Raw genomic sequence first — 16,508 nt, 5'->3', positions numbered from 1 at the left:
GCCGCCTCGCGGGCGGGCCCTAAGGCGGCTCAGGGCAAGGGTCGCCGCCCGAGAGAGCCGCATCGCTCAATTCCGGGACTCTAGTGCCCGAATCGCCCGTGCAATAGCAATCGAGAGTGTGATCTGCAACCGACCTGGTCAGTCGCTCAGGACGCCGGTCAAACGGTTCAGACGGTTCAGACGGTCAGATGGTCAGACCGAGATCCTGGGCCAGGATCGCGGCCTGCACCCGGCTGCGCAGCCGCAGCTTCGCCAGGATCCGGCTGACGTGGGTCTTGGTGGTCGCCTCCGCCATCTCCAGCCGGCTCGCGATCTCCCCGTTGGACAGCCCCACCCCGATGCAGGCCAGCACCTCCCGCTCGCGGGCGGTCAGCCCGGCCACCGCCGCCCTCGCCTCGGGCCCGACCTGCCGCTCCGGGCGGGCGAAGACACCGATCAGCCGCCTGGTCACCGAGGGCGCCAGCATGCCGTCCCCGCGGGCCACCGTGCGGATGCCCTCGATCAGGGTGTCCGCCTCCAGGTCCTTGAGCAGGAACCCGGCCGCGCCGGCCCGCAGCGCGCCGTAGACGTACTCGTCCAGGTCGAAGGTGGTCAGCACGAGCACCTGGGCGGCCCCGGCGGCGACCACCTGCCGGGTCGCCGAGACGCCGTCCAGCCGGGGCATCTGCACGTCCATCAGGACCACGTCCGGCCGCAGCTCCAGCGCCAGCCGGACGGCCTCCTCGCCGTCGGCGGCCTGCCCGACCACCTCGAACCCGGGCTCGGCCCGCAGGATCATCACCAGCGCGGCCCGTACCGCCGCCTGGTCCTCGGCCACCAGCACCCGGATCGTCATGCCCGTCCCTCGCTCTCCCCGCCGCGCGGCAGCACCGCGCGCACGCTCCACCCACCGTCCCGCGGCCCGGCCTCGAAGCTGCCGCCGAGCAGCCCGGCCCGCTCCGCCATGCCCACCAGTCCCGCCCGGGCGCCCGGCAGTTCGCGGCCCGGCCCGCCCCGGTACGGGCTGTCGACGGCGATCCGCAGCTCCTCGGGCCCGAACTCCAGCCGCAGGGTGACCAGCCCGGGCCCGGCGTGCTTGAGCACGTTGGTCAGCGACTCCTGGACGATCCGGTACGCGGCCAACCCGACCGGCACCGGGACCGCGCCGCGCTCGCCGTCCTCGGTCAGCTCGAACTCCAGCCCCACGTCCTGCCCGGCCGCACGGGCCTTCGTCAGCAGGGCGTCCACCGCGGCCAGGTCGGGCGCCGCGTAGGACTCGTCGGCCTCTCCCCCGCCGCTGTCCCGGAGCAGTCCGATCATGCGACGCATTTCGGCCAATCCTTGGACGCTGTTCTCCCGGATCACGGCCAGCACCTCCACCAGCGGATCGTCCTCGGCCAGTTGTCGCCGTCTGGCCACCGACTGCGCGCCGGTGGCGTGGATCGCGATCGCCGACAGGTGGTTGGCCACCACGTCGTGCAACTCCCGCGCCATCCTCGCCCGTTCGGCGCCGACCGCCTCGCGCCGGTCCATCTCCGAGAGCAGCGCGGTCTGTTCGGCCCGCAGCCGCTCGGTCTCCGCCTCCCGCCGGTGCTTGCGCACCACGTCGCCCGTCCACACCGGCGCCAGGAAGAGCAGCGAGCTGACCACCACGATCAGCAGCCCGGCCGAGGTACCCCCGTAGTACAGCGCGAGGCCGGAGAGCACCAGCACGGTGGACCCGTTGGTCAGGTGCAGCACCTTCGACATCCGCCGGGTGCCGTAGACCACCGCCGCGTACAGCAGATCGGTGTACATGATCAGCGTCGCCAGCAGACTGCCGGTGAGCAGGCACAGCGCGCAGGCCAGCCCGCCCACCGTCACCGCGAGCACCGGCCGGGTCCGCCGGACCAGCTCCAGCCCGGCCGTCACCACCAACGTCAGCAGCACCAACCAGAGCGGATTGCGCTCGGGCCGGTCGTACACCCTGAAGACGACCAGCAGCGCGCCGCCGAGCAGCCCGGCCAGGGCGATCAGCCGGTCCAGCCGGCGCGGGGGGACGGACGGTACGAGCACACCCCCATCTCACCATCCCCGGCCCCCGCACCGGCTCCCGTCCACGGAGGAGGCCGCTACATCGAAAGATGCAGCCCCGGACGGCACCGCGCGACGACGACACGACCGCGCCCGCGCACGAGGCTGGAGACAACGCCGATACGACCGGGAGCAGAACGTGATCGTCACCCTCATCGTCGCGGCCGAGATCTCCTGGTGGATCGTGCTCGGCCTCGCGCTCTCCGCCCGCTACCTGCTGCGCTGGCGCCGCACCAGCACCGCACTGCTGATCGGCCTGCCGGTGGTGGACCTCACCCTGTACGCGCTCACCGTGCTCAACCTGCGCGGGGGCGCCGAGGCGGGCTGGATGCACGCCCTCGCCGCGAGCTACGCCGGCTTCTCGGTCGGCTACGGCCCCTCGCTGGTCCGCTGGGCCGACCGGCATTTCCTGCACCGCTTCGCCGGCGGCCCCAAGCCGCTGCCCTCGCCGAAGTACGGCCCGGAGCGGACCAGGTACGAGTGGCAGGTGGCCGGCCGCACCGTCGTGTCCGCCGTGATCACCCTGGGCCTGATCACCCTGCTCGTCCCGCTCTCCGCGGGCTCCGCCCACTTCGGCACCTTCGGCCAGTGGTACTGGAAGCTGGGCATCGCGGCAGTCGTGAACGTGATCGTGGCCGGCTGCTACTCGATCTGGCCCAAGGAGCCGCCGGCCGGCGTGCGGGTCGAGAACGGCCGGGTCGTGGTGGAGCAGACCCCGGCCGAACGGGGCTAGCGGTTCTCCCCCGGCACCCAGAGCACGTCGCCGCGCTCCTTGTTGGCCACCCGGGCCAGGATGAACAGCAGGTCGGAGAGCCGGTTGAGGTACTTCGCGGTCAGCGGGTTGACCGAGTCCCCGTACTCCGCGATCGCCGCCCAGGTGGAGCGCTCGGCCCGCCGCACCACCGTGCAGGCCAGGTGCAGGTGGGCCGCGCCGGGCGTGCCGCCGGGCAGGATGAAGCTGCGCAGCTTCTCCACCTGGGCCAGGTAGTGGTCGCAGTCCCCCTCCAGCCGGTCGATGTAGGACTGCAGCACCCGCAGCGGCGGGTACTTCGGGTCCTCGACCACGGGGGTGGACAGGTCCGCGCCGACGTCGAACAGGTCGTTCTGGACCCGGGTGAGCACGGCCACCACGTCCTCGGCCAGCGCACCGGCCGCCAGCGCCACCCCGATCGCCGCGTTCGCCTCGTTGGCGTCGGCGTACGCCATCAGCCGCGGGTCGGTCTTGGTGGTCCTGCTCATGTCGCCGAGCGCGGTGGTGCCGTCGTCCCCGGTACGGGTGTAGATGCGCGTCAGATTGACCATGCGGCCACCCTAGCCCGACGGGTTAGGCGACGTTAACCCTCTGGCCGGGCGGGGCGGCCTCCAGCCAGGCCAGGAAGCCGGTGAGCGCGTCCTCGCTCATCGCCAACTCCAGCGGCGCCCCGTTGTGCAGGCAGCGCAGCACCACCGAGCCGGAGAGCAGCGCCAGCTCCTCCTGGCCCTCCGGGTAGCGCCGGCCGAGCACCTCGATCTCCCGGCGCGGCAGCACCTTGCGCGGGCGCGGGGCGTACGAGAAGACCCGGAACCATTCGATCGAATCGCCGCTGTACCGGCCGATACCAAAAACCCACCCCTTGCCGTCGGTCGGGGGGACCGGGGCTGAGGTGGGTTTGCCGTTCTCGTCGAGGTCGGGCTGCGTCGAGGCGTCGGCGGGCATTTTGAGCCGGTAGCTGCAGTCGAACGTGCCGCCGACCCGCTGGATCAGGCGGCGGCGGACGGCGAAGGCCATCAGGCCGATCACTCCCAGCGCCACGACCGCCGCACACACCACAAGCGCGAGGACCATGCTCACCTACCTCCTCGCTACCCGCGTTCCCCGTTACGGTCGTATGAAGCGACCGCGCTGACCTACCAACTACGACGACAGTCCCGGGGTCACGCTCGCGCGTCCCCGGGACCGTCGGTCGACCCCGCTAAGCCGGGGTCCGGCACACTCAGGCGTGGACCTTGAGGCCGCGCGCCGCGAACAGACGCACCTCGGCGCGCCGCTCGGCGTGCTCGTCCAGGTCCGACTTGGCCTTCTCCAGTGCGCGCTCGGCACGCGCGACGTCGATCTCGTCCGCCAGCTCGGCGATCTCCGCGAGCAGAGACAGCTTGTTGTCGGCGAAGGAGATGAAGCCGCCGTGCACAGCGGCGATCACGGTCCCGCCGTCCACCGTGCGGATGGTGACCGGGCCGGTCTCCAGCACGCTCAGCACCGGGGTGTGGCCCGGCATGATGCCGGTGTCACCGGAGGCCGTACGGGCGACGACGATGGTGGCCGCACCGGACCACACCTTGCGGTCGGCTGCGACCAGCTCGACGTGCAGCTCAGCCAACGTGGGCTCCTAGGCTCATGCAACGCCCGATTACTCGGGAGTTTCGGTAAGAATAACGGCCCCGCGCCCCCGGCATGAAACCGGCGGCACGGATTTGACCGGAATCACAGCCGATGCGACGCGAGGGGTGGACCCCAGGCTCGGGGGCCACCCCTCACGGTCACTCAGCTGCTACCGGCCGCGATTACTTCTTCGCCAGCTCGGCGGCGTTCTTCTCGAGGTCCTCGATGCCACCGCACATGAAGAAGGCCTGCTCCGGGACGGAGTCGTACTTGCCGTCCGCGATCGCGTTGAAGGCCTCGATGGTCTCCGACAGCGGCACGGTCGAGCCCTCGACACCGGTGAACTGCTTCGCCACGTAGGTGTTCTGCGAGAGGAAGCGCTCGATGCGACGCGCACGGTGCACCGTGATCTTGTCCTCTTCGGACAGCTCGTCGATACCGAGGATCGCGATGATGTCCTGGAGGTCCTTGTACTTCTGCAGGATCCCCTTGATACGGACGGCCGTGTCGTAGTGGGTCTGCGCGATGTACCGCGGGTCGAGGATGCGGGACGTGGAGTCCAGCGGGTCGACGGCCGGGTAGATGCCCTTCTCCGAGATCGGGCGCGACAGAACGGTGGTCGCGTCCAGGTGGGCGAAGGTGGTGGCCGGGGCCGGGTCGGTCAGGTCGTCCGCGGGGACGTAGATCGCCTGCATCGAGGTGATCGAGTGACCGCGGGTCGAGGTGATGCGCTCCTGCAGGAGGCCCATCTCGTCGGCCAGGTTCGGCTGGTAGCCCACCGCGGAGGGCATGCGGCCGAGCAGGGTCGACACCTCGGAACCGGCCTGGGTGAACCGGAAGATGTTGTCGATGAAGAGGAGCACGTCCTGCTTCTCGACGTCACGGAAGTACTCCGCCATGGTCAGCGCGGACAGCGCGACCCGCAGACGGGTGCCCGGCGGCTCGTCCATCTGGCCGAAGACCAGCGCGGTCTTGTCCAGAACGCCCGAGTCGACCATCTCGTCGATGAGGTCGTTGCCCTCACGGGTGCGCTCGCCGACACCGGCGAACACCGACACACCACCGAAGTTCTCGGCGACGCGGTAGATCATCTCCTGGATCAGAACGGTCTTGCCGACACCGGCACCACCGAACAGACCGATCTTGCCACCCTGGACGTACGGGGTGAGGAGGTCGATGACCTTGATGCCGGTCTCGAACATCTCGGTCTTGGACTCGAGGTCCTTGAACTCCGGGGCCTTGCGGTGGATCGGCCAGCGGACCTCGACCTGCTTGTCGAACTCCGCCTGATCCACGTTCAGCACGTCGCCGAGGGCGTTGAAGACCTTGCCCTTGGTGATCTGGCCGACCGGCACGGAGATGGCCGCACCGGTGTCGGTGACCTGCGAACCACGGACCAGGCCGTCGGTCGGCTGCATCGAGATGCCGCGGACCATGCCGTCGCCGAGGTGCTGGGCGACCTCGAGGGTCAGGGTCTTCTTGCCGGTGCCGTCGGGGTTGTCCACCTCGACGTGCAGGGCGTTGTACATGTCCGGAATCGCGTCGACGGGGAACTCCACGTCGACGACCGGGCCGATGACCCGCGCGACGCGGCCCGTCGCCGTGGTCGGCTCAACAGTGGTGGTCATACTCATTCGCTCCCGCGGCTCGCGTCAGCGAGCGCGTTGGCGCCACCGACGATCTCGCTGATTTCCTGGGTGATCTCGGCCTGGCGGGCCGAGTTGGCAAGCCGCGTGAGCGACTTGATGAGCTCGCCGGCGTTGTCCGTCGCGCTCTTCATCGCGCGGCGGCGGGCGGCGTGCTCGGAAGCGGCCGACTGCAGCATCGCGTTGTAGATCCGGCTCTCGACGTACCGCGGCAGGAGCGCGTCCAGGACGCCCTCCGCCGACGGCTCGAAGTCGTACAGCGGGAAGATCTCCGGCTTGGCCGACGACTGGTCGCCGAGCTGGACCTCGTCCAGCTTCAGCGGCAGCAGCCGCGCCTCCACCGCGTTCTGCGTCAGCATGGACACGAACTCGGTCGAGATCAGGTGGAGCTCGTCCACACCGCCGGTCTCGGCCGTGAAGGCCTCGATCAGGTCGGCCGCCACGGTCTTCGCGTCACCGTAGGTCGGCTTGTCCGAGAATCCCGTCCACGAGTCCGTGATCGTCAGACCGCGGAACGTGTAGTACGAGACACCCTTGCGACCGATGATGTACGTCACCACGTCCTTGCCCTCGCCGCGCAGGCGCTCGGTGAGCGTCTGCGCCGCCTTGATGGCGTTGGTCGAGTAACCGCCCGCCAGGCCGCGGTCCGCCGTGATCAGCAGGACGGCGACGCGCTTGGCGTCCGGGTTCTCGGTGGTGAGCGGGTGCTTGGCGTTGGACCGGGTGGCCACCGCCGTCACCGCCCGGGTGAGCTCATCGGCGTACGGAGTGGAGGCGGCCACCGCGCGCTGCGCCTTGACGATGCGCGACGCGGAGATCATCTCCATCGCCTTGGTGATCTTCTTCGTCGCGGTGACAGAGCGGATCCGGCGCTTGTAGACCCGAAGCTGTGCTCCCATGGGTCGTTACGTCCTTTCCCTCGTTACCGGACTCAGGCCTGCTCGGAGAGCAGCTTGCCGTCAGCGGTCTGGTACCCCTGCTTGAAGGCCTCGATCGCGGTGGTCAGCGCGTCGACGGTGCCGTCGGCGAGCAGGCCGGTCTCGACGATGCCGGCGAGCAGGTCCTTGTGCTGCAGGCGCACGTGGTCCAGGAACTCGCGCTCGAAGCGGCGGATCTCGGCGACCGGGACGTCGTCCATCTTGCCGGTGGTGCCGGCCCAGATGGAGACGACCTGCTCCTCGACCGGGAACGGCTGGTACTGGCCCTGCTTCAGCAGCTCGACCATGCGCGCACCGCGCTCCAGCTGGGCCTTGGAGGCCGCGTCCAGGTCGGAACCGAAGGCGGCGAAGGCCTCCAGCTCACGGTACTGGGCGAGGTCCAGACGCAGACGGCCGGCGACCGAGCGCATGGCCTTGATCTGGGCGGAGCCACCGACGCGGGAGACCGAGATACCGACGTTCACGGCCGGGCGGATGCCGGCGTTGAACAGGTCGGACTCCAGGAAGCACTGGCCGTCGGTGATGGAGATGACGTTGGTCGGGATGTACGCCGAGACGTCGTTGGCCTTGGTCTCGATGATCGGCAGACCGGTCATCGAGCCGCCGCCCAGGGCGTCGTTCAGCTTGGCGCAGCGCTCCAGCAGGCGGGAGTGCAGGTAGAAGACGTCACCCGGGTAGGCCTCGCGGCCCGGCGGGCGGCGCAGCAGCAGGGAGACCGAGCGGTAGGCCTCGGCCTGCTTCGACAGGTCGTCGAAGATGATCAGGACATGCTTGCCGTCGTACATCCACTCCTGGCCGATGGCCGAACCGGTGTACGGGGCGAGGTACTTGAAGCCGGCCGGGTCGGAGGCGGGAGCGGCCACGATGGTGGTGTACTCCAGCGCGCCGGCCTCCTCCAGGGCGCCGCGGACGGACGCGATGGTGGAGCCCTTCTGGCCCACGGCGACGTAGATGCAGCGGACCTGCTTCTCCGGGTCGCCCGAGCGCCAGTTGTCGCGCTGGTTGATGATCGTGTCGACGGCCACCGCGGTCTTGCCGGTCTGGCGGTCACCGATGATCAGCTGGCGCTGGCCGCGGCCGATCGGGGTCATCGCGTCGATGGCCTTGATGCCGGTCTGCAGCGGCTGCTTGACCGACTTGCGGGCCATGACGCCGGGGGCCTGCAGCTCCAGGGCGCGGCGGCCGCTGGCCGCGATCTCGCCCAGGCCGTCGATCGGGTTGCCCAGCGGGTCCACGACGCGGCCGAGGTAGCCGTCGCCGACGGGGACCGAGAGGACCTCGCCGGTGCGGCGCACGGTCTGGCCCTCTTCGATACCGCCGAACTCACCCAGGACGACGACACCGATCTCGCGGGTGTCGAGGTTCAGCGCGAGGCCGAGCGTGCCGTCCTCGAACTTGAGCAGCTCGTTCGCCATGACCGAGGGCAGGCCCTCGACATGCGCGATACCGTCCGCCGCGTCAGTGACCGTGCCGACCTCTTCCACAGAGGCGGCGTCCGGCTGGTACGACTGGACAAAGTCGGCCAGCGCGTCCCGGATCTCCTCCGGACGGATCGTAAGCTCCGCCATCAGGCTTCCCTGCTCTCCTAGTTTGCGATCCTCGGCCCGCCATTGAGGGCCGCAAGTGCTCGACTCTCGGCCGGGTCGTATGAACCGGCCGTACGATTTACCAGCTCCTTGGGGAACCGGTTTCCCGACCGAGGGTCGGATGTGCTGCTTGGGTGCTCAGCCTTCGAGCGACTGACGAGCGCCTTCGAGGCGGCTCGACACGGCGCCGTCGATGATCTCGTCGCCGATCTGCACCCGGACACCGCCGACGACCTCGGGGTCGATGTCGATGTTCAGGTGGACCTGGCGGCCGTACATCCGGCCCAGAGCACCGGACAGGCGCTCCTTCTGGCTGTCCGACAGCGGCACCGCACTGGTGACCAGGGCCACCACGCGGCCGCGGCGCGCGGCGGCGAGCTTCGAGTAGGACTCGAGGCCCTGCTCCAGGCTACGGCCACGCGGCGCGTTGACGAGGGCGGTGACCAGCCGGACGGTACCGGCGTTGGCGCGGCCGCCGAGCAGCTTCTTGATCAGCTCGGCCTTGGCGACGGCGCCGGCCTTCGGCTCGGTCAGCGCGGCGCGAAGCTCGTGCGAGCCGCTCACCACCCGGCCGAAGCGGAACAGCTCGTCCTCGACGTCGTCCAGGACGCCGGCCTTGTCCGCGGCGATGATCTCGGCGTACGCGGCGAGCTCCTCGGCCGCGTCCACCAGGTCACGCGAGCCCGACCAGCGGGAGCGGACCAGACCGGAGACCAGGTCGACGGCCTCGCCGGAGACCTGACCGGTCAGCAGCGAGGTGACCAGCTGGGCCTTGTCCTGGCCCGACCGGGACGGGTCGGTCAGGACGCGGCGCAGCGAGACCTCGCGGTCCAGTACGGCCGTGACGGCGGTGAGCTCCTCGGCGAGCTTGGCCGCGTCCACCGAGGTGGAGTCGGTCAGGCTCTCCAGGTTCTGCCGACCGGCGGCAAGAGCCTCGCGGCTGGCGCCGATCACTTGGCCGCACCCTGAGCAACGGCGGCCTTGGCCTCCAGCTCGTCCAGGAAGCGGTCGATCACGCCGCTCTGCCGGGCGCTGTCCTCAAGGGACTCGCCGACGATGCGGGAAGCCAGCTGGGTGGCCAGCGAACCCACGTCCTGACGCAGGGCGGCAGTCGCCTGCTTCTTGTCGGCCTCGATCTGGGCGTGGCCGGCGGCGACGATGGCCTCGCGCTGACGCTGGCCCTCCTCGCGCATCTCGGCGAGCTGGGCGGCACCCTGCTCGCGAGCCTGCTCGACGATGCGGGCAGCCTCGTGACGGGCCTCGGCGAGCTCGGCCCGGTACTGCTCAAGCAGGGCCTGGGCCTCGGCCTGAGCGGCCTCGGCGCGCTCCATGCCGCCTTCGATGGCGTCCCGGCGCTCCGCCAGCACCTTCTCGATGCTGGGGAGGAGCTTCTTGCCGAGCAGACCGAAGACGATGAAGAAGCAGAGCAGGCCGACGATGACCTCGGGCCACGCGGGGATGAGGGGGTTCATCTTCTCCCCCTCTGCCGCGATGAACGCGAGCGACATATCTGGACCTTTCGTCGGAAGCGACTAGCGCAGGGTCACTTGGTGCCGAAGACGAACGGCATGACGATGCCGATCAGCGCGAGCGCCTCGGTCACGGCCAGACCGATGAACATGTTGGTGCGGACCAGGCCGGCAGCCTCGGGCTGGCGGGCCATGGCCTGGACGGCGTTACCGAAGATGAGGCCCAGGCCGATGCCGGGGCCGATGGCGGCGAGGCCGTAGCCCAGGGAGGCGACGGAACCGGAGACCTCAGCGAGGTTCTGCATCTCAATCTGTCCTTATGCGTGGTGGGACCGGTGGTGGTTGGCCACCGGGAGTCTTGGTCGGGAGATTGCCCGCGCGGGCCGGCGCCGACGGTACGGCGCCGGTTCGGCGTCAGTGCGCTTCTTCGAGCGCTCCGCCGATGTAGGTGCTGGCGAGAAGAACGAAGATGTACGCCTGCAGGAACTGGATCAGCAGCTCGAAGGCCGTCAGGCCGACCGCCACGGTGAACGAGGCGCCGGAGTACAGCGCACCGATGGTCGGAGTGAGCAGGTACCAGGAGGCGACCGAGAACATCACGATCAGCAGGTGACCGGCGAACATGTTCGCGAAGAGTCGCACCGCGAGGGTGAAGGGCCGCAGGAAGATGTTCGAGACGAACTCGATCGGCACCAGGATGAACATGACCCAGCCGGGCACGCCCGACGGCCAGCAGAGGTTCCTGAGACCACCGACGAAGCCGTGCTTCTTGAACGTCAGCGTCATGTAGGTGACCCAGACGACCAAGGCCAGGCCGGCAGGGAAGCCGATGGCGGAGGCGGCCGGGAACTGAACGAACGGGATGATCGACATCACGTTCAGCACCCAGATGAAGAAGAAGAACGACACCATCATCGGGACGTACTTCTGTCCCCGCTTGCCGATGGAGTCGAGCACGATGCTTCGCTTGACGAACTCGTAACCGATCTCGGCGACCAGCTGCAGCTTGCCCGGCACGAGCTTCGGCTTGGCGAAAGCAGCCCCGAAGAAGCCGATCACCAGCAGTGCGACGATCATCGACAGCAGCATCGGCTTGTTGAACTCGACGCTGCCGATCGTCAAGATCGGCTTGAACTGGAAATCGTTCAGGCCGGGCGCCGGGAAGCCGCAGCCGGAGAACAGGTGGCAGTCGGCCTCAGAGGCAAGCTGCGTGAGCCTGTCAGCACTCACCACGGACTCCTTCGTCGTGACACATAGTTACGGCAACCTCGGTGTGTCGGCGCGGCCCTCGGCCACGGTGCGGCACTTTGACTGGATTCTTGTCTCGCGAGCCGGTGAGGGCGGGGCGGCGCCGAAGCGCGCGGCCCCTGCACGGCCGGCGGTGCGGAGACGGGTGGGGTCTGGAGCGCCATCCGTCCGACCAGCGGAACGATCCAGCCGCATGCCACACCCCGTGGCTGCCCCGGACGATAGCAGTCCGTCGACCGGGCAGCAGACACCACCCCCTCCTCGAAGAGGGGAGGCGACAGCGTCACGGTTGACGCTCCGGAGGGTCCCCCTTGTCGGAGGAGGAGCCGGTCTCCACGTAGAAGATCTTGGCCTTCATCCCGATGCGGACCACCGCGATCGTCCAGACCAACGTGCATCCCAACACGGTGAGTCCGAAGACCTTGGTGTCGAAGGCGGTCGTCCCGTTGAAGACCGCCAGCACGATCCCCACCAGCAGGATCTGACCCATGTAGACCGACATGGCCACCGGCATCAGGAGCTGGGGATTTCCTCTGCTCAGACGATCAACGGCGGCCTGGCCGACACTGAAGAAGGCGATCACCAGCAGGACTGCGAACAGCGCGCCGTACAACCCCTTGACTCCTACGACCGCAGTCGAGATCGCCATCGCGGCGATTCCGGCGCACGCAGTAGGGATTGCGGCGCCACGGATGATCCGGGCGTCGGTGGACGGCATGTCGGCAGCTCCGGCGGCATGTCGATGTGGCGGGGGACGGGCACAGACGGTGGCGGGTGATACCGGACCGAGCGGGCCGCCGCCGGGCCGCCCGCGTGAGCGGCGGGCCCGTCGAGGGAGACCAACCAGGGACGGAAGTCCTCCACCTGTCAGGTCTTTCGGCGTGTTCTCGGTACTCGTGAACGGTATCACAAACTATTTGATGAGAGCTTTACCATGAACGTGTGGCTCCTGTCACACCGGCGGCGCAGCGAATCCGCCGTACGGGTGAGGCTATTTGACGGAACGTCAACCCACCTACTGGCGACGGCCGGTGGCCTTGTCGTGGTCGGAGGGTGCGGAGGAGCCCCGGCCGGCTTCACCCAGAAGTTGCTTGTCCTTCGCCGACAGTTCAGCCATCGGAGCGGAGGACTGCCGCCGGTACCGCGGCGGGACGAAGGACTGCACCGCCCGCGGGGCGCGCGGCCGGAACCGCGGGGTCAGCAGCACCACCAGGCCGACCAGGCAGAGCCCGGCGAGGGTCAGCACCACGGTGCGGCCGGTGTTGGTCACCGAGAACGCCACCGTGCCGAAGGCGATCAGCGCGGCCCAGAAGTACATGATCAGTACGGCGCGGCTGTGCGAGTGCCCGACCTGGAGCAGTCGGTGGTGCAGGTGGCGCTTGTCGGCGGCGAACGGGGACTGACCGGCCCAGGTGCGGCGCACCACCGCGAGCAGCAGGTCGGCCAGCGGCAGCGCGATGACCGTCAGCGGCAGCAGCAGCGGGATGTAGATCGGCACCAGGGCGTGCACGGTGGCGGTCTGCGAACCGGTCTCGTTGTTGATCAGGTCCGGGTCGACCCGGCCGGTGATCGAGATCGCGGCGACGGCCAGCATCAGACCCAGCATCATCGAGCCGGAGTCGCCCATGAAGATCCGGGCGGGGTGCATGTTGTGCGCCAGGAAGCCCAGGCACATGCCGATCAGCAGCACGCTGAACAGCACGGCGGGGGCCGCGTCGGTGATCGCGTAGCCGTACCAGAGCCGGTAGCTGTACAGGAAGAACGCCATCGCGGCGATGCAGACCATGCCGCCCGCCAGGCCGTCCAGACCGTCGATGAAGTTCACCGCGTTGACCATGACGACGACCAGGGTGACCGAGATGACCATGCCCTGGGTCGGGCTCACCGCGACCGCGCCCACCCCGGGCACCGGAAGGGTGATCACCGTGACGCCCTGCCAGACCATCACACCGGCGGCGATCATCTGGCCGCCGAGCTTCACCAGCGCGTCCACGCCCCACTTGTCGTCGAGCACGCCCAGCAGCCACATGATCCCGGCGCCGGACAGCAGCGCGCGGATGTCGCTGCCCTGGGAGAACACCTTGCTCAGGTTGTCCAGCTGCGAGGCGACCAGGATGCCCGCGCACAGCCCGCCGAACATGGCGATGCCGCCGAGGCGCGGGGTGGGCTCGCGGTGCACGTCACGGGCGCGGACCGGAGGCATCGCGCCGGCCGCGATGGCGAACTTCCGGACCGGGCCGGTCAGCAGGTAGGTGACGGCGGCGGTGCAGAACAGCACCAGCAGATACTCACGCACCACTGGCCTCCTGCATCACTGTCGAACGGGGAGGTACCGAAGGTACTCCCCTGCCGTCCCGGGGTTCGAGGTGCGTCGCCACGGCACACACCTTATTGAGTCGGACGCCCATGATGTGCATCGCGGTTCGCCCTCCCGGGTAGGAGAACCGGATGCCCGTGGACGACACCTCTTGATCGGTTCGCCCACCGTCGTCCGCTCGGGCCTTCAGCGGGATTCCGCGAAGACCGCCGCCAGCTCCCGGACCCGCCGCGCGACCGGCGCGGCCGCCTCCCCGGCGAGCAGTCGCGCGATCAGCCCTGCGATGTCGGACAGCTCCGTCTCGCCCATCCCCTGGCTGGTCACCGTGCCCGTGCCCAGCCTGATCCCGGAGGCCTCGGCGGCCGGCGCCGGGTCGTACGGCAGCGCGCACTTGCCGAGGAGCAGCCCGGCGGCCGCGCAGCGCCGCTCGGCCTCTGCGCCGGTCACCCCGAGCGGGCTCACGTCGGCGGTCACCAGGTGGGTGTCAGTACCGCCCGTCAGGGGGCGCATTCCGGCCTCTGCTAGCCCCGCGGCCAGTGCCCGTGCCCCGGCCACCGCCCGCTGCGCGTAGGCCCGGTAAGCGGGCTTCGCGGCCTCCGCGAGGGCGACCGCCTTGCCGGCCACCTCGTTCATCGCCGCACCGCCCTGGCTGAACGGGAACACCGCCCGGTCCACCCGCTCGGCCAGCTCCGCGGTGGACAGCAGCAGGCCCCCGCGCGGGCCGCGCAGCAGCTTGTGGGTGGCCGCCACCGTGACGTCGGCGTACGGCACCGGGGAGGGCGCCTCCCCGGCCGCGATGAGGCCGGTGGTCTGCGCGGCGGAGGCGATCAGGTAGGCGTCCACCTCGTCGGCGATCTCCCGGAAGGCCGCCCAGTCCGGGTGCCGGGGGTAGGAGATCGAGCCCGCCACGATGGCCTTGGGACGGTGCAGCCGGGCCAGGTCGCGCACCTGGTCGAGGTCGATCAGGCCGTCGCTCTCGCGTACGCCGTAGCCGGTGAAGGCGAACCAGCGGCCGGAGAAGTTCGCCCGCGAGCCGCAGCTGAGGTGGCCGCCGTGCTCCAGCGACATCGCCAGCACCCCGTCACCGGGCCGCAGCAGCGCCGCGTAGGCCGCCAGCATCGCCGAAGTCGCGGACCGGGGTTGGACGTTGGCGTGCGGGGCGGCGAACAGTTCACGGGCCCGGTCGATCGCCAGCAGCTCCGCGGCGTCCGCCAGCGCGCAGCCGGTGTGGTGCCGGCGGCCCGGATAGCCCTCGGCGTACTTGTCGATCAGCGGCCCGGTCAGCGCCGCCAGGACGGCGGGGCTGGTCAGGTTCTCCCCCGCCAGCAGCTGGACGGTCTCGGCCCGCCGCTCGGCCTCGGCGGCCAGCAGGTCGGCGATCTGCGGATCCGCCCGGTACAGCGCCTCGGACGCCCACGGGCGCCCCCTCGTCGCGGTCGAGCCGGTAGCGGCATCGGTGACGGTCATGGCAGGGCTCCCGGGCGCGGCATGGACGGTCTACTCAGAGTAGGACCGCCTGCGCCACCCGGCGCGGCGACGCGGGGCCGTTCGGAGCCAAGGCTCAGCGCGGCGCCGGAATGCCGGTGAGCGCGGTGACCACCGGGTCGACCGCGTGGAATATCTCCTCGCCGCAGTTGCGGAACATGCCGATCGGAGCCCCGTACGGGTCCTCCAGCTCGTCCGACTCCGGGGTGGCGGCCAGCAGCCAGCCGCGCAGCGCGGCGGCCGCCCGGACCAGCGCGCGGGCCCGCTCGGTGACGTCGGCGCCGCGGCGGGGGTCGGGCAGGGTGCCCGGGTCGATCGTCCGCACCAGGCGGGTGAACTCCTTCAGCGTGAAGGTGCGCAGCCCCGCCTCGTGGCCCATCGAGATCACCTGGGCGCGGTGGTCCAGGGTCGCGGTGAGCACCAGGTCGGCCTCCACCACGTGTTCGTCGAGCAGCTCGCGGCCGGTGAAGCCGCCGCTGTCGGCGCCGTACTCGTCGAGCACGGTCACGGCGTGGTCCTCCATCGGCGCGCCCACGTGGCCCCAGGTGCCGGCGCTCTCCACCAGCATGCGGCCGGCCACCCGGGGGCTGAGCCGGGTGTCCAGCTCACGCCGGGTGAGCCGCTCGGCGATCGGCGAGCGGCAGATGTTCCCGGTGCAGACGAACAGGATCCGGAAGTGGTCCAGCGGCCTGGGGCCCACGGCTAGGTACGGCGCTATGCCGGGCCCGTCATGGAGCGAGGCGGTGGGTGTCAACTTCCGGCCTCCAGGTCGGGGACGACCTCCCTCAGCTGCTCGATGCTGATCGCGCCGGCCCGCAGCAGGACCGGCACCTTGCCGGTGACGTCGACGATGGACGAGGCGGTGGCGTGCTCGGCCTGGCCGCCGTCCAGGTAGACCGAGATCGCGTCGCCGAGCTGGGCCTGCGCCTCGTCACAGGTCGCCGGGGACGGCCCGCCGGTCTTGTTGGCGCTGGAGACGGCCAGCGGGCCGGTGTTGTTCAGCAGCTCGATGGCGACCGGGTGCAGCGGCATCCGGACCGCGACGGTGCCGCGGGTCTCGCCGAGGTCCCAGCGCAGCGAGGGCTGATGCCGGGCGACCAGGGTGAGCCCGCCGGGCCAGAAGGCGTCGACCAGCTCCCAGGCCTGCTCGGAGAAGTCGGTGACCAGGCCGTGCAGGGTGGTCGGCGAGCCGACCAGGACGGGCGAGGGCATGTTGCGGCCGCGGCCCTTGGCGGCCAGCAGCTCGCCGACGGCCTCCGGGGAGAAGGCGTCCGCACCGACCCCGTACAGGGTGTCGGTGGGCAGCACGACGAGTTCGCCGCGGCGGATGGCCGAGGCGGCCTCGCGCAGGCCGGTGGCGCGGTCCCCGGCGTCGGCACAGTCGTAGCGGCGGCTCATCGGTGCGGTC

At 70.1% G+C, this 16,508-nt stretch carries 18 protein-coding genes; 1 reads left to right on the top strand and 17 read right to left on the bottom strand.

From position 1 onward, the window contains the following. Window positions 1–184 precede the first annotated feature (184 nt). The gene (locus tag ACFQ87_RS17065; RefSeq protein WP_380611561.1) at window positions 185–835 is read right to left on the bottom strand and encodes a response regulator; all 651 of its coding nucleotides are present in this window, start codon (window positions 833–835) and stop codon (window positions 185–187) included. Then, entirely contained in the window at window positions 832–2,034 is a 1,203-nt protein-coding gene (locus ACFQ87_RS17060) for a sensor histidine kinase (protein WP_380611560.1), read from the bottom strand. The genes ACFQ87_RS17065 and ACFQ87_RS17060 overlap by 4 nt, the downstream gene beginning before the upstream one ends. 157 nt (window positions 2,035–2,191) lie before the next feature. Here ACFQ87_RS17060 and ACFQ87_RS17055 point away from each other — a divergent pair, with 157 nt between their 5' ends. Continuing rightward, a complete protein-coding gene (locus tag ACFQ87_RS17055; RefSeq protein ID WP_380611559.1) occupies window positions 2,192–2,785 on the top strand; it encodes a hypothetical protein in 594 nt (197 codons plus the stop codon). Here the strand turns inward: ACFQ87_RS17055 and ACFQ87_RS17050 are convergent. From ACFQ87_RS17050 to ACFQ87_RS16980, 15 genes are all read right to left on the bottom strand, one after another. Next, on the bottom strand, window positions 2,782–3,354 hold the full coding sequence (locus ACFQ87_RS17050) for a cob(I)yrinic acid a,c-diamide adenosyltransferase (protein ID WP_380611558.1): 573 nt from the start codon (window positions 3,352–3,354) through the stop codon (window positions 2,782–2,784). The genes ACFQ87_RS17055 and ACFQ87_RS17050 overlap by 4 nt on opposite strands. Window positions 3,355–3,376: 22 nt before the next feature. Next, window positions 3,377–3,877: a DUF2550 domain-containing protein gene (locus ACFQ87_RS17045; RefSeq protein WP_030057523.1), complete on the bottom strand. Its 501-nt coding sequence runs from the start codon at window positions 3,875–3,877 to the stop codon at window positions 3,377–3,379. Window positions 3,878–4,025: 148 nt separating this feature from the next. Next, window positions 4,026–4,409 (bottom strand): F0F1 ATP synthase subunit epsilon, encoded by a 384-nt coding sequence (locus tag ACFQ87_RS17040; RefSeq protein ID WP_316526266.1) that lies wholly within the window; start codon window positions 4,407–4,409, stop codon window positions 4,026–4,028. A gap of 184 nt (window positions 4,410–4,593) precedes the next feature. Beyond that, window positions 4,594–6,039 carry a F0F1 ATP synthase subunit beta gene (gene atpD / locus ACFQ87_RS17035; protein WP_355252735.1) on the bottom strand — a complete coding sequence of 482 codons (1,446 nt, stop codon included), beginning with the start codon at window positions 6,037–6,039 and terminating at the stop codon, window positions 4,594–4,596. 2 nt (window positions 6,040–6,041) lie between these two features. After that, on the bottom strand, window positions 6,042–6,956 hold the full coding sequence (locus ACFQ87_RS17030) for a F0F1 ATP synthase subunit gamma (protein WP_380611557.1): 915 nt from the start codon (window positions 6,954–6,956) through the stop codon (window positions 6,042–6,044). Between the two features lie 32 nt (window positions 6,957–6,988). Beyond that, entirely contained in the window at window positions 6,989–8,563 is a 1,575-nt protein-coding gene (atpA, locus tag ACFQ87_RS17025) for a F0F1 ATP synthase subunit alpha (protein WP_380611556.1), read from the bottom strand. Window positions 8,564–8,719: 156 nt separating this feature from the next. Beyond that, window positions 8,720–9,535: a F0F1 ATP synthase subunit delta gene (locus tag ACFQ87_RS17020; protein ID WP_380611555.1), complete on the bottom strand. Its 816-nt coding sequence runs from the start codon at window positions 9,533–9,535 to the stop codon at window positions 8,720–8,722. Beyond that, window positions 9,532–10,089 carry a F0F1 ATP synthase subunit B gene (locus ACFQ87_RS17015; protein ID WP_380611554.1) on the bottom strand — a complete coding sequence of 186 codons (558 nt, stop codon included), beginning with the start codon at window positions 10,087–10,089 and terminating at the stop codon, window positions 9,532–9,534. The genes ACFQ87_RS17020 and ACFQ87_RS17015 overlap by 4 nt, the downstream gene beginning before the upstream one ends. Window positions 10,090–10,124: 35 nt before the next feature. Beyond that, window positions 10,125–10,355: an ATP synthase F0 subunit C gene (gene atpE / locus ACFQ87_RS17010; RefSeq protein ID WP_380611553.1), complete on the bottom strand. Its 231-nt coding sequence runs from the start codon at window positions 10,353–10,355 to the stop codon at window positions 10,125–10,127. A 109-nt stretch (window positions 10,356–10,464) separates the two neighbouring features. Continuing rightward, a complete protein-coding gene (atpB, locus tag ACFQ87_RS17005; protein ID WP_380611606.1) occupies window positions 10,465–11,280 on the bottom strand; it encodes a F0F1 ATP synthase subunit A in 816 nt (271 codons plus the stop codon). Between the two features lie 301 nt (window positions 11,281–11,581). Next, on the bottom strand, window positions 11,582–11,947 hold the full coding sequence (locus ACFQ87_RS17000; RefSeq protein ID WP_380611552.1) for a hypothetical protein: 366 nt from the start codon (window positions 11,945–11,947) through the stop codon (window positions 11,582–11,584). A gap of 366 nt (window positions 11,948–12,313) precedes the next feature. Further along, a complete protein-coding gene (locus ACFQ87_RS16995) occupies window positions 12,314–13,594 on the bottom strand; it encodes an MraY family glycosyltransferase (protein ID WP_380611551.1) in 1,281 nt (426 codons plus the stop codon). Window positions 13,595–13,801: 207 nt separating this feature from the next. Continuing rightward, window positions 13,802–15,082 carry a serine hydroxymethyltransferase gene (gene glyA, locus ACFQ87_RS16990; protein WP_380611550.1) on the bottom strand — a complete coding sequence of 427 codons (1,281 nt, stop codon included), beginning with the start codon at window positions 15,080–15,082 and terminating at the stop codon, window positions 13,802–13,804. Window positions 15,083–15,176: 94 nt separating this feature from the next. After that, window positions 15,177–15,854 carry a protein-tyrosine-phosphatase gene (locus ACFQ87_RS16985; protein WP_380611549.1) on the bottom strand — a complete coding sequence of 226 codons (678 nt, stop codon included), beginning with the start codon at window positions 15,852–15,854 and terminating at the stop codon, window positions 15,177–15,179. After that, the gene (locus ACFQ87_RS16980) at window positions 15,851–16,498 is read right to left on the bottom strand and encodes an L-threonylcarbamoyladenylate synthase (RefSeq protein ID WP_380611548.1); all 648 of its coding nucleotides are present in this window, start codon (window positions 16,496–16,498) and stop codon (window positions 15,851–15,853) included. The genes ACFQ87_RS16985 and ACFQ87_RS16980 overlap by 4 nt, the downstream gene beginning before the upstream one ends. Window positions 16,499–16,508 lie beyond the last annotated feature (10 nt).

The sequence above is a fragment of the Kitasatospora sp. NPDC056531 genome (genome assembly GCF_042794375.1).
GTDB lineage: Bacteria > Actinomycetota > Actinomycetes > Streptomycetales > Streptomycetaceae > Kitasatospora.
This window is presented reverse-complemented; position numbering and strand designations above follow the sequence as displayed.